Genomic DNA, 12,617 nt, shown 5'->3' on the forward strand with positions numbered 1-12,617 from the left:
CGCATTCGATCCGGCCGACATGGGCCTGGCTTTCCAGTGACGATTGCCCATCGCCGCCAGCCTCCTGCCCGTGTAAGTTGGGTCACATCTTCCGCGGCAGCCCGTCGTGGTCGACAGGAACGTCTTCCAGGGGAAACGAGCACGATGCAAAGACACCATCTCGCACTGGCCGGCGCGCTGGCCAGCCTGCTGCTTGCCGGTTGCGGCGCGGCGCCTTCCGGCAGCGCCGATGCGGCGGCGGAAACGCCCGGCCGCCGCTACGGACAGATCGACTTCCAGCCCTGCACATTGACCACGATGGGCGCCAGCGCCAACGTCGAGGCACAGTGCGCCACCCTGCAGGTGGCCGAGGACAGGGCGCAGCCGCAAGGGCGGAAGATCAACCTCCGTATCGCCTGGCTGGAATCGGGCAACAGTGGCTCCGGCCAACCGGATCCGGTGTTCTTCCTCGCCGGCGGGCCCGGGCAGGCGGCCAGCGAGGTGGCGGTCATCGTCGATACCGCCCTGCGCCAGGTTCGCAAGCAACGCGACATCTTCCTGATCGACCAGCGCGGCACCGGTGGCTCCAACCCGCTCAACTGCCTGGGCGCAGATGGCAAGGAACTGGCCTTCGACGAAGAGGTCCCCCCCAGCGAGGCGCTGCTGCGCGACTACGCCCAGCGCTGCGCAAGCTCTTTGCAGGGACGTGCCGATGCGCGGTTCTACACCACCCGCGACGCCGTTGCCGATCTGGATGCCGTGCGCCTTGCGCTGGGCGTGGATGCGCTGAACCTGGTGGGCGGTTCCTACGGAACCCGCGTGGCCCAGCGTTATGCCGCCGCCTATCCGCAGCACACCCGCAGCATCGTCATCGACGGCGTCGTTCCGAACGAGCTGGTGGTCGGGGGTGACTTCGCCAATACCTTCGAAGACGCGATCAATCTGCAGTCGGCGCAGTGCCGCAAGGATCCTGCGTGCAGCAAGCGCTTTCCGACCGACACCGGCAAACAGCTGCGCGGCGTGCTCGATACGCTGCGCGCCGCGCCGGTGACCGTTGACTACCGCGACCCCGGCACGAACGCGCCGCGGCGCGACGTGCTGACGCCGGACAGCGTGATGGGGCTGGCGTTCGCCTTCTCCTATGTTCCGCAGTACGCCTCGCTGTTGCCGCTGGTGCTGGACGAGGCTGCGCAGGGCCGCTACGCACCGCTCGCCTCGCTGGCACGCGGTGCCAACCGCAGCATGGGCTTCCAGATCAACCGCGGCATGCAGTGGTCGGTGATCTGCAGCGAGGACGCTCCGCGCTACCACGCGCCAGCCGCCAATGCCGAGCGCCTGTTCGGCAACGAGGTGGCCAGCGCCTTCTTCGCGCCGTGTGCTGTCTGGCCGCACACCGCGGCCCCCGCCGCGGATGCCGCACCGCTGCGCAGCGAGGTGCCGGCGCTGCTGCTGTCCGGTGAACTGGACCCGGTCACGCCACCGCGCTACGCCGCACAGGTGCTCAAGGGGCTGCCGCAGGGGCGCGCACTGGTCGCGCGCGGCCAGGGCCACGGCACGCTCTCCGCCGGCTGCATGCCCCGCCTGCTGGGCCAGTTCATCGACAGCACCGATGCCAAGGCGCTGGATGCCAGCTGCCTGGATACGCTGAGCTACGTGCCGGCGTTCACCTCGTTCAACGGATGGGAACCATGATCGTCGCCGACAACCTGCACAAGGCCTTCGATACCCGCACCGGCCGCATCCAGGCGGTGGCCGATGTCGGCTTCCGCGCCGAGGACGGTCGCATCACCGGTCTGCTTGGCCCGAACGGTGCCGGCAAGACCACCACCATGCGCATGCTGTACACGCTGATGACGCCTGACCAGGGCAGCATCAGCGTCGATGGCATCGATGCCGCGCGCAATCCCGTGGAGGTCCGTCGCCACCTGGGCGTGCTGCCCGATGCGCGGGGCGTCTACAAGCGGTTGACCGCGCGCGAGAACATCGCCTATTTCGGCCGGCTGCACGGCCTGTCCGAAGCACGCATCCGAGAGCGCATCGACGTGCTGTCGCAGGCGCTGGACATGGGCGACATCCTCGACCGCCAGACCGATGGCTTCTCGCAGGGCCAGCGCACCAAGACCGCGATCGCGCGCGCACTCGTGCACGATCCGCGCAACGTGATCCTCGACGAGCCGACCAACGGCCTGGATGTGATGACCACCCGCGCACTGCGCCGGTTCCTGCTGGGACTTCGTGAGGAAGGGCGGTGCGTGATTCTGTCCAGCCACATCATGCAGGAGGTGGCTGCACTGTGCGACCACATCGTGATCATCGCCAAGGGCACGGTCATGGCCGCCGGCAGTGCCGATGAGCTGCGCGCGCAGTCCGGCGAAGCCAATCTGGAAGATGCGTTCGTGAAACTGATCGGCAGCGAAGAGGGCCTGCACGCATGAGCATGATGTCGACCCTGATGACGGTGATGCGCAAGGAGCTGCGTGATCTCTCCCGCGACCGCCGCACGCTGATGCTGACCCTGCTGTTCGGTCCGCTGCTGTACCCGGTGCTGCTGCTGGGCATGGGCAAGCTGGCCGAGAGCCGCGTGCGCACGCAGATCGAGCAACCGCTGCAGATTCCGACCATCGGCGCGGACAACGCACCGAACCTGGTCCGCTTCCTGGCCGCGCAGGGGCTCAACGCCAGCGCAGCACCCAAGGACCTGGCTGCGGCCATCCGCAACCAGGACATCGACGTCGCGCTGCGCATCAGCGATGACTTCGGCGAGGACTGGGCCGCGGGCAGGCCGGCGCTGGTGGAGGTGATCAAGGACAGCACCCGGCGTGCCGCCGAAGTGCCCAGCGCACGCCTGGAAGCGGCGCTGGCCACCTACAACGGCCAGGTGGGCGCACTGCGGCTGATGGCACGCGGCGTGGATGCCCAGGTCGCGCGTCCGCTGGACGTGGGCAGCCAGGATCTGGCCAGTGCCGAAGCGAAACGGGGCATGATCCTGTCGATGCTGCTGCCGGTGCTGTTGACCCTGACCTCGTTCATCGGCGGCGCCTATCTGGTGATGGACGCCACCGCTGGCGAACGTGAGCGGCAGTCACTCGAGCCCCTGCTGGCAACGCCCGGCTCTCGCAGCGCGATCGTCAGTGGCAAGATCGCCGCCGCCTGCGTGGTCGGCTTCGCGTCGCTGCTGTTGACCCTGGTGGCTTTCAAGGTCAGCGCGCAGATCGCCCCGGGCAACATCGGCCGCCAGTTCAACATGAATGTCGGCTCGATGCTGCAGATGCTGCTGGTGATGCTGCCGATGCTGCTGATCGGTACCTCGCTGCTGACCTTCCTGTCGGCGGCGGCCAAGAGCATGAAGGAAGCGCAGAGCCACATGACCTGGCTGATGCTGCTGCCGATGCTGCCCGGCTACGCGCTGGTCGCCTACCCGCTGAAGAGCGAGCTGTGGCAGTACGCGGTGCCGTTCCTGTCGCAGAACCAGATGCTGCTGAAGGTCATCCGCCATGAAGTGATCAGTCCCAGCGTCTGGGCGATCTATCTGGGCGCCAGTCTCGGTCTGGCCGCACTGCTGTGGTTTGCCGCCGTGCGCCGCTACCACAACGAACGCCTGGCGATTTCCGGCTGACCGCCAGTGGAAGCGCCGGGCCCTGCCCGGCGGATACGGAACGAGGCCCGGTCATGCCGGGCCTCGCTGTTTTCAGGTTCGCGTTGCCTGCCAAGCGGCGAAGCGCCGGGCAATCACCGGGGCCAGTCGGTCAAAGTTCTCCCAGGTATCGGCGACGTGGTACAGATCCGGGACATCGGCCCCAGCAGGCAGTCTGGGGCGCGAAGGCAGGCAGAGGAAGTGCTGAATACGTCAGCCCTCTGCATACCGCGCAGGCGTCACCCCCATCTCGCGCTTGAACACGGCGATGAAGGCGCTGGGGGTGTCGTAGCCGAGCGACAGCGCCACGCTGATCACCGGTTCCCCGGCCAGCAGGCGTGGCAGCGCCAGCAGGACGCGCAGGCGCCGGCGCCATTGGCTGAGTGTCATGCCGGTTTCGGCGCGCCAGTGGCGTGCAAGGGTGCGGCTGGACAGTCCCATGGCAAGGGACCAGGCCTCGACGCTGCGGGTGTCCTGTGGTGCACGCGCCAACGCCGCAGCAACGCGCCGCAGGCGCCGATCGCGTGGCTGCGGCAAGGCCAGCGGCAGCGGTGTGCTGGCGTCGATCTCATCGGCAATGACGCCGGCAAGACGCTCCTGCACCGCGTCGAGCGGTGCGGGCGCCCAGCGCAGCGCGCGATCCACGGCTGCCTGCAGCAGGGGGCCCGGTTGCACGATGCGTGGGCGTGCCGGGAGTCGCGTGCAGGTCGCTGCGTCGAGGTACAGGCTCCAGCCATTGAACGGGCCGATGCTGGCCAGCGCATGCGGCAGTCCGGGCGGAACCCACGCCATATGGCCGGCTGGCAGCAGCCAGTGCAGGTCGCCTGCCTCGATCCGCAGCAGGCCCTGTCGCGCCCCCAGCAGCTGCCCGCGGGCGTGCTGGTGCCGGGCGGTCCGGCGTGGACGGTCCAGGGCCAGTTGCGCGGTCAGCAGCACCGGCCCTCGGGCGGTGTCGACCAGGGGCGGGTCAATCAGGGCGGGGGATGTCTGATATGCCATATCAACTGGCAGTTATACGGCAGATCCGGCAGACAGCAGCGTCCACACTGCACTCCACCCGCCGAAAGGAGTTCCTCATGCAGCCTCAAGACATCCTCCCTGATCATCAGAACGACGTGGTCGCCAACGGCCTCACCGTGCGCAAGGGCAGCGTGGGCGCTTTCCTTGCCAGCGTCCGCGACTGGCAGGATCCCGCCGGCAGCCCTGCGTCCCGGGCAGCGGCGGAAGCCGACCTGCGCGCGCTGCTGCCGGGTCTGCATGCGTTGGGCCTGTTCCGCATCCTGAGGGCACGCGATCCGGCCCTGCAGCACCTGATCGACGGCGAGCGCTGATACGAACAAGGCCCGGACAGACCGGGCCTTGTCGTGATCGTTGGCGGGGATGTCCCGGCTCAGCCGCCCGGCGCGAACACCAGAGTGCGGCGGGTGGTGACCGGAGCGCTGACCGGCTCGAAACGCCAGCGCTTCACGGCGTTCATGGCTTCGCGGTCGAAGATGCGCGCGGGCGTCGCACGCAGCACGCGGGCGTTCACCACCGAGCCGTCGGTACCCACGGTGATCTCCACCAGCACCTCGCCGGAGGTGCCGGCGCGCAGGGCGTCGGCCGGATAGCGGGGGGCCGGCGTACTGACCGGACGCAGGCTGGGCGCGGCGGCAGGTGCCTGGCGTGCGGCATTGGCCTGCTGCGCAGCGGCCTGTTGCTGCTTCTGCTCCGCTTCACGCCGTGCGGCGGCCTGGCGCTCGGCTTCCTCGCGCTCGCTGTCACGGCGGGCGGCATCCTGCTGTGCGGCGATCTGCCGGGCCGCATCGGCTTCCTTGGCACGCTGCTCGGCCAGGCGCTGCTGCTCGGCCTGCTGCCGGGTACGGTCCTCGGCGTCCTTCTTGGCCCGCTCCGCTTCCGACTCGGTGCGCTTGGCCGCGTTCTCCACGCCCTTGGCCAGGCCTTCCTTCAGGCGTGGCAGGGCCGGTGCGGAGGCATCCACCTTCTCGATCAGGGCGACCAAGCGCTGCGCCTCGGTGAAGTCCTCGCGGCCCAGATGCTGCTCGGCCGCGATCAGGGTGTAGGGCAGCAGGTCGGTCAGCGCACTTTTCACCGCGGCATCGTCCGGCGTCTTGTCGCGCAGGGCCAGGTAGTACTCGATGGCGTTGTCGCCGGCCGGGGCGTACATGCGGTTCTCGCGCAGCGCCTGGCTGGCCGACTCGCGCAGCTGCTCGGTGCCCATCGACTGCACCTTGGCGGCCACTACCGGTGTCGCCGGCGCCGCAGCGGCAGGCGATCCTGCCGGGGCAGGGGCAGGCGTTTCTTCCTTGCCCGAGCAGGCGGCCAGGGCCAGTACCAAGGCAACCGGCAGCCACCGGCGCGCGGCGGTGATCGTTGTGACGTGCGACATCCTGCTCCCCTCTAAGAAGACGACGTTACGTAAATCATTGATATGCATGGCCGGGACCGTGGGTCCGAGCACGGCAGGGTGGCGTTTCCCGACGCCACCGCCGGCAACGGCGAGGAAGCAATCTAGCATCCCCGCCAGCGCTGCGTACAAGGGCGGCAGCGACGACCGGCGGTGGCGTCCGCGCCACCACCGGCCAGCGCCTCAATGCGCCTGTGCCTTGTCGTGGCTGTTGGACATCAGCTTGTCGGTCCAGGCGATGCCGATCGCCGAGAGGATGAACACGCAGTGGATGATGGTCTGCCAGAGCACGCCCTGCTCGGTGAAGGTCGAGCACCTGGCGGCACCGATGTTGGCAGCGGCGACGTTCATCAGTTCCGGCGCGCACAGCGGCAGGCCGCCCAGCGAACCGCTGGCGATGAAGGTCTTGAGCAGGTGGATCGAGGAAATGCCGATGATCGCCATCGCCAGCTTCACCTTCAGGACGCTGGCATTGACGTGGCTCAACCATTCCGGCTGGTCGGGATGGCCTTCCAGCCGCAGGCGCGAGACGAAGGTTTCATAACCGCCGACGATCACCATCACCAGCAGGTTGGAAATCATCACCACGTCGATCAGGCCCAGCACGATCAGCATGATCTGCTGTTCGCCCATCGAGGCCGAGTGGGAGATCAGGTGCCACAGTTCCTTGCCGAACAGGAACACGTAGACACCCTGGGCGACGATCAGGCCCAGGTACAACGGCAGCTGCAGCCAGCGCGAGGCGAAGATCAGCGAGGACAGCGGGGAGAGGGGGCGTTGGGGGGACATGCAGGACAGTGCGTTGCGGGGGAGGAGCGAGGTTACCGGCCCGCCATGACGGTGCCAAGCCAACTCCCGCACTAGACTTCAGGTTCCTTACCGCACCCGAGCCGCTGCCATGATCGATCTGTATTACTGGCCTACCCCGAACGGCCATAAAGTCACCCTGATGCTGGAGGAAAGCGGGCTGGAGTACCGCATCCACCCGGTCAACATCGGATCGGGCGACCAGTTCAAGCCGGACTTCCTGGCGATCTCGCCCAACAACAAGATGCCGGCCATCGTCGATCATGCGCCGGCTGACGGCGGCGCGCCGCAGAGCGTGTTCGAATCCGGTGCGATCCTGCTGTACCTGGCCGAGAAGACCGGTCGCTTCCTGCCCACCGATGCGCGTGGCCGCATCGCCACGCTGGAATGGCTGTTCTGGCAGATGGCCGGGCTGGGCCCGATGAGCGGCCAGATGGGGCATTTCAATGTCTACGCACCGCAGAAGATTCCTTACGCCATCGAGCGCTACGACAGCGAGGTGCGGCGCCTGCATGGGGTGATGGACAAGCGGCTGGCCGGGCATGCCTTCCTGGCCGGCGAGGAGTACACCATCGCCGACATGGCCAGCTATCCGTGGGTCGGTGCCTACGATGCGCTGCCGGTAGATTTCGATGCCTTCCCGAACCTCAAGCGCTGGCATCAGGCCATCGCCGCCCGCCCGGCCACCCAGCGGGCGTATGCGCTGCGCCAGCAGGTCAATCCGAACGCCGGCAAGCCGCTCAGCGATGATGAGCGCAAGCATCTGTTCGGCCAGCGCTGAGGGTCCTGCGCAGGCCGCTGCGCTCGCCGGGCATGGCCCGGCGCTACCCGCCCGTCAACGGCCGATGTGCCGTGCCCGGTCCCTGCCATGGGCAGAAGGTCATGCTGCCTTCCCGCACGGGCTTGGTTAGGATGGGGGCTGATCGCCACCGCACATGCTGCGGTGGCGGACCTGCCGTTTGCCGGGATCCTCCATGCGCCACCTGTTCGCTTCGCTTGCCCTCATGCTCGCCACCAGTACTGCCGCCCACGCTGAAAAACTGACGCTGGAAGCCATCACCGGTCCATTGCCGCTGTCCGGGCCGACCCTGATGAAGCCCAAGGTCGCTCCGGACGGTTCGCAGGTCAGCTTCCTGCGCGGCAAGGACAGCGACCGCAACCAGCTGGATCTGTGGACCTACGACATCGCCAGCGGCCAGACCCGCCTGCTGGTCGACTCCAAGGTGGTGCTGCCGGGCACCGAGACCCTCAGCGACGAGGAGAAGGCCCGCCGCGAGCGCCAGCGCATCGCGGCTATGACCGGCATCGTCGATTACCAGTGGTCGCCGGACGCACAGCGCCTGTTGTTCCCGCTCGGCGGCGAGCTCTACCTGTACGACCTGAAGCAGCAGGGTCCGGCAGCAGTACGCCAGCTGACCCACGGCGAAGGCTTTGCCACCGACGCCAAGCTGTCGCCGAAAGGCGGCTTCGTCAGCTTCATCCGCGGCCGCAACCTGTGGGTGATCGATCTGGCCAATGGCAGCCAGCTGCAGCTGACCGGCGATGGCAGCGCCACCATCGGCAACGGTGTGGCCGAGTTCGTGGCCGACGAGGAAATGGACCGCCACACCGGCTACTGGTGGGCGCCGGATGATTCGGCCATCGCCTTCGCCCGCATCGACGAAGCACCGGTACCGGTACAGAAGCGCTACGAGGTCTATGCAGACCGCACCGATGTCATCGAACAGCGTTACCCGGCCGCCGGCGATGCCAATGTGCGCGTGCAGCTGGGCGTGATCGCGCCGGCCGCCGCGGCACAGCCGCGCTGGATCGACCTGGGCAAGGAACAGGACATCTACCTGGCGCGCGTGGATTGGCGTGATGCCCAGCACCTGACGTTCCAGCGCCAGTCGCGTGACCAGAGGCAGCTGGATCTGGTGGAAGTGGCATTGGACTCAAACCGTCAGCGCGTGCTTGCCCATGAAACCAGCCCCACCTGGGTGCCACTGCACAACAGCCTGCGCTTCCTGCAGGACGGCAGCATGCTGTGGTCGTCCGAGCGTACCGGCTTCCAGCATCTGTACCGCATCGACAGCACGGGCAAGGCCACCGCGCTGACCCACGGTGACTGGCCCGTGGATGAACTCCTGGCTGTGGATGAAGCGGCCGGCAAGGCCTATTTCCGCGCCGGCATCGAGACGTCGCGCGAGAGCCAGATCTACTCCGTCCCGCTGCAGGGCGGACAGGCGCCACAGCGGCTGTCCAAGGCGCCGGGCATGCACAGCGCCAGCTTCGCGCGCAACGCCAGTGTCTATGTCGACAGCTGGTCCAACAGCACCACACCGCCGCAGATCGAGCTGTACCGCGCCAACGGTGAGAAGATCGCGACGCTGGTGGACAATGATCTGGCCGATCCCAAGCATCCCTACGCGCGCTATCGCGATGCGCAGCGACCGGTCGAATTCGGCACCCTGACCGCTGCCGATGGCCGGACGCCGCTCAACTACAGCCTGATCAAGCCTGCCGGCTTCGATCCCTCCAAGCGCTATCCGGTGGCGGTGTACGTCTATGGCGGCCCGGCCAGCCAGACCGTCACCGACAGCTGGCCCGGACGTGGCGATCATCTGTTCAACCAGTACCTGGCGCAGCAGGGCTACGTGGTGTTCTCGCTCGACAACCGTGGCACCCCACGGCGTGGCCGTGAGTTCGGCGGCGCGCTCTATGGCAGGCAGGGCACGGTGGAGGTGACCGACCAGCTGCGCGGCGTGGCATGGCTGAAGCAGCAACCCTGGGTCGACCCCGCGCGCATCGGCGTGCAGGGCTGGTCCAACGGCGGTTACATGACCCTGATGCTGCTGGCCAAGGCGTCCGACAGCTATGCCTGCGGCGTGGCCGGTGCACCGGTCACCGACTGGGGGCTGTACGACAGCCATTACACCGAACGCTACATGGATCTGCCGGCACGCAACGAGGCCGGTTATCGCGAAGCGCGCGTGCTGACCCACATCGACGGACTGCGCTCACCCCTGCTGCTGATCCACGGCATGGCCGATGACAACGTGCTGTTCACCAATTCGACCAGCCTGATGAGTGCGCTGCAGAAGCGCGGCCAGCCCTTCGAACTGATGACCTACCCGGGCGCCAAGCATGGCCTGTCCGGTGCCGATGCGCTGCACCGCTACCGTGTGGCGGAAGCGTTCCTGGGACGTTGCCTGAAACCCTGAGTCACAACCGGGAAGGAGCCCGCCGATGAACCACCTGCCCCCCCCTGTTCCTGGCCATCCCGCCCATCCCCCCGGCTGGTGGCGCCGTCACTGGCGATGGGCGATGCCACTGACCGTGGTGGTGTTCCTGGGCGTACTGGGCGGTTCCGCGGCATGGAGTGTGATGCGCTGGGGCGAAGCCGCACGCGAGAGTCCGCCGATGCGTGAGGCGATGCGGCGCGCCGGATGCAGCATCGAGCTGGTGGAGGCCTTCGGCGAACCGCTGCGCGCCGGCTCGCTGCCATTGGGCAGCATGCAGACCGCGATCACCGGTGAGCGCGATGTGGGCCTGACCGTGTCGCTGGAAGGGGCCCATGCGCAAGGTCGCCTGTTCGTGCAGGGCATCCGCCGCGACGATGTCTGGGACTACCCGGTGATGTATGTGCTGGGTGCGGACAAACAGACCTTCGATCTGACCGCGCTGGACGATGAGGAGGCTGCGCAGGAGTGCGAACTGCAGGCCTGCCGCGAGCGCGGTGGCTGCCCGATGACGGCCGCGTTCTGACCGGCGCCATGACTTCCCACCGATTGTCGCCATCGCCATGAGCGCGTAGGGTGCGGGCAACCCTGTCCTGGAGTGCTTCATGAAGCCGATCGCGCTGGCCGTCGCCCTGGCCCTGACCGCTGCACCGCTGCTGTCCGCCCCCCCGGCCCTGGCCGCACCGGCCGCCAAGGCCACCACGCCTGCCAGCCCCGCCTGGGTCGCGCGCAGCAATGCGCTGGCGCAGATCCTGCTCGACGCGCAGGGACCGTTCCAGCCCGAGCAGACCGGCTTCTTCGGCGTGCCGGGCTATGACGACAAGGTGGCCGACCTCGGCCCGGACAACGGCGCGCGCTTCCGTGCCGCGACCGCCAAGGCGCGCGACGAGCTGCAGGCCCGGCTGGCCACGGAGAAGGATCCCAACGTCCGCCAGGACCTGCAGATCATGATCCACGCCGCCAACCAGAACATCGAGGGCAGCGAGCTCAACGACAAGTACCTGCTGCCGTGGACCGATGCGCCGCAGACGGTGTTCAGCGGCCTCAATCTTCTGCTGTCCGACCAGGTGCCGGCCGAGCGCCGGGCCAAGGCGCTTGATCGCCTCAAGGCGTACGCCGGGCTGACGCCGGGCGGCACCGCCTTCACCACGCTGGCGCGCCAGCGCTACGAAGAACGCCTGAAGGACAGCGCGCTGCTGCAGCCGACGAAGATCGAAGTGCAGCAGTCGCTGGACAATGTCGAGACCTACATCAGCGGCATCGAGTCGCTGCTGAAGAAGTACCAGATCAGCGGCGCCGATGAAGCGATGAGGGCCCTGGCGGGGCAGATGAAGGAGTACGCGGCCTGGACGCGCAAGGAGGTGCTGCCGAAGGCGCGTACCGACACGCGCCTGCCGGCGCCGCTCTACGCATACCAGCTCAAGCAGGTCGGCATCGACATCGACCCGAAGCTGCTGATGCAGCGTGCCCAGCTGGAGTTCATGGAAACCCGCTCGGCGATGCAGCAGCTGGCGCCGCTGGTGGTGAAGGAGAAGGGCCTGAAGGTCGCCGACCCGACCGATCCGGTCGCCGTGATCCGCGCACTGAAGGCCGACAAGATCGCCGACGACCAGCTCGAAGGCCACTATCGCAAGGTGATCGACGCCATCGATCCACTGATCCGCGAGCACGGCATTGTCGACGTGCCCAAGCGCGCCATGCAGATGCGCCTGGGTTCGGCTGCCGAGAGCGCCGCCAGCCCGGCACCGCATTTCCTGCCGGCACCGCTGGTGAACAACACCGGGCAGCAGGGCACCTTCGTACTGCCATTGGGCAACCCGGCGGCCGGTGCCGGCGCCCAGTACGACGACTTCAACTTTGGTGCGGCCGCGTGGACCCTAAGCGCACATGAGGGCCGTCCCGGCCACGAGTTGCAGTTCACCGCGATGGTCGAGCGGGGCGTCTCGCTCGCGCGCACCATGTTCGCGTTCAATTCGGTGAACGTGGAAGGCTGGGCGCTGTACGCCGAAGCGGAGATGGTGCCGTACGAGCCTCTGGACGGGCAGATGATCGCCCTGCAGTTCCGCCTGCTGCGCGCCGCGCGCGCGATGCTTGATCCGATGCTCAACCTCGGCCTGACCGACCGTGCAAACGGCCAACGGGTGCTGATCGAACAGGTCGGCCTGTCCAAGGCCATGGCCACCCAGGAGCTGGACCGCTACACCGTGCGCATGCCCGGCCAGGCGGGCAGCTACTTCTATGGCTACACCCGCATCCTGGAGCTGCGCATGCAGACCGAACTGGCACTGGGCGCGAAGTTCGACCGCCTGGCGTTCAACAACTTCCTGCTCGACCAGGGCCTGCTGCCGCCGGATCAGCTGGCCGACGCAGTGAACCAGGTGTTCGTGCCGAAGTACCGGAAGAAGTAACGGTAGCGGGGGGGGGGGCGCCGGGCGGGCCGCGGGGGGGGGGCGGAATAGGCCCCCCCCCCCCCCCCCCCCCCCCCCCCCCCCCCCCCCCCCCCCCCCCCCCCCCCCCCCCCCCCCCCCCCCCCCCCCCCCCCCCCCCCCCCCCCCCCCCCCCCCCCCCC

The 12,617-nt window shown here is 68.0% G+C and carries 11 protein-coding genes; 8 read left to right on the plus strand and 3 right to left on the minus strand.

The window, feature by feature from the left end:
* Positions 1–144: 144 nt before the first annotated feature.
* Genes ACVOME_RS15545 through ACVOME_RS15555 form a run of 3 tightly spaced genes read left to right on the plus strand, consistent with a single transcriptional unit; the run spans position 145 to position 3,595 of the window.
* Positions 145–1,671, plus strand: a complete 1,527-nt coding sequence (locus ACVOME_RS15545) for an alpha/beta hydrolase (RefSeq protein ID WP_322523127.1) — start codon at positions 145–147, stop codon at positions 1,669–1,671.
* Positions 1,668–2,414 carry an ABC transporter ATP-binding protein gene (locus tag ACVOME_RS15550; protein ID WP_065174298.1) on the plus strand — a complete coding sequence of 249 codons (747 nt, stop codon included), beginning with the start codon at positions 1,668–1,670 and terminating at the stop codon, positions 2,412–2,414. The genes ACVOME_RS15545 and ACVOME_RS15550 overlap by 4 nt, the downstream gene beginning before the upstream one ends.
* Positions 2,411–3,595 carry an ABC transporter permease gene (locus ACVOME_RS15555; RefSeq protein ID WP_065174299.1) on the plus strand — a complete coding sequence of 395 codons (1,185 nt, stop codon included), beginning with the start codon at positions 2,411–2,413 and terminating at the stop codon, positions 3,593–3,595. Before ACVOME_RS15550 ends, ACVOME_RS15555 begins: the two co-directional genes overlap by 4 nt.
* 231 nt (positions 3,596–3,826) lie before the next feature.
* On the opposite strand, the gene ACVOME_RS15560 is transcribed toward ACVOME_RS15555, so the two are convergent.
* Complete coding sequence (locus tag ACVOME_RS15560; RefSeq protein ID WP_481505261.1) at positions 3,827–4,612, minus strand: AraC family transcriptional regulator; 786 nt, start codon at positions 4,610–4,612, stop codon at positions 3,827–3,829.
* 77 nt (positions 4,613–4,689) lie between these two features.
* On the opposite strand from ACVOME_RS15560, the gene ACVOME_RS15565 reads away from it, so the two are divergent.
* Positions 4,690–4,944, plus strand: a complete 255-nt coding sequence (locus ACVOME_RS15565; protein WP_065181451.1) for a hypothetical protein — start codon at positions 4,690–4,692, stop codon at positions 4,942–4,944.
* A gap of 59 nt (positions 4,945–5,003) precedes the next feature.
* Here the strand turns inward: ACVOME_RS15565 and ACVOME_RS15570 are convergent, their stop codons facing one another.
* Both ACVOME_RS15570 and ACVOME_RS15575 read right to left on the minus strand, forming a co-directional pair.
* Positions 5,004–6,002 carry an energy transducer TonB gene (locus ACVOME_RS15570; protein WP_053519576.1) on the minus strand — a complete coding sequence of 333 codons (999 nt, stop codon included), beginning with the start codon at positions 6,000–6,002 and terminating at the stop codon, positions 5,004–5,006.
* A 201-nt stretch (positions 6,003–6,203) separates the two neighbouring features.
* A complete protein-coding gene (locus ACVOME_RS15575) occupies positions 6,204–6,809 on the minus strand; it encodes a TIGR00645 family protein (protein WP_053519577.1) in 606 nt (201 codons plus the stop codon).
* Positions 6,810–6,918: 109 nt separating this feature from the next.
* Here ACVOME_RS15575 and ACVOME_RS15580 point away from each other — a divergent pair, with 109 nt between their 5' ends.
* From ACVOME_RS15580 to ACVOME_RS15595, 4 genes are all read left to right on the plus strand, one after another.
* Positions 6,919–7,608 (plus strand): glutathione binding-like protein, encoded by a 690-nt coding sequence (locus ACVOME_RS15580; RefSeq protein WP_128989913.1) that lies wholly within the window; start codon positions 6,919–6,921, stop codon positions 7,606–7,608.
* A gap of 193 nt (positions 7,609–7,801) precedes the next feature.
* On the plus strand, positions 7,802–10,030 hold the full coding sequence (locus tag ACVOME_RS15585) for a S9 family peptidase (protein WP_164150492.1): 2,229 nt from the start codon (positions 7,802–7,804) through the stop codon (positions 10,028–10,030).
* A gap of 25 nt (positions 10,031–10,055) precedes the next feature.
* On the plus strand, positions 10,056–10,574 hold the full coding sequence (locus tag ACVOME_RS15590) for a cytochrome c oxidase assembly factor Coa1 family protein (RefSeq protein WP_065181454.1): 519 nt from the start codon (positions 10,056–10,058) through the stop codon (positions 10,572–10,574).
* 79 nt (positions 10,575–10,653) lie between these two features.
* Entirely contained in the window at positions 10,654–12,456 is a 1,803-nt protein-coding gene (locus tag ACVOME_RS15595; protein ID WP_481505262.1) for a DUF885 domain-containing protein, read from the plus strand.
* The last annotated feature ends 161 nt before the right edge of the window (positions 12,457–12,617 follow it).

It is taken from the genome of Stenotrophomonas sp. STEN008 (assembly GCF_056760435.1).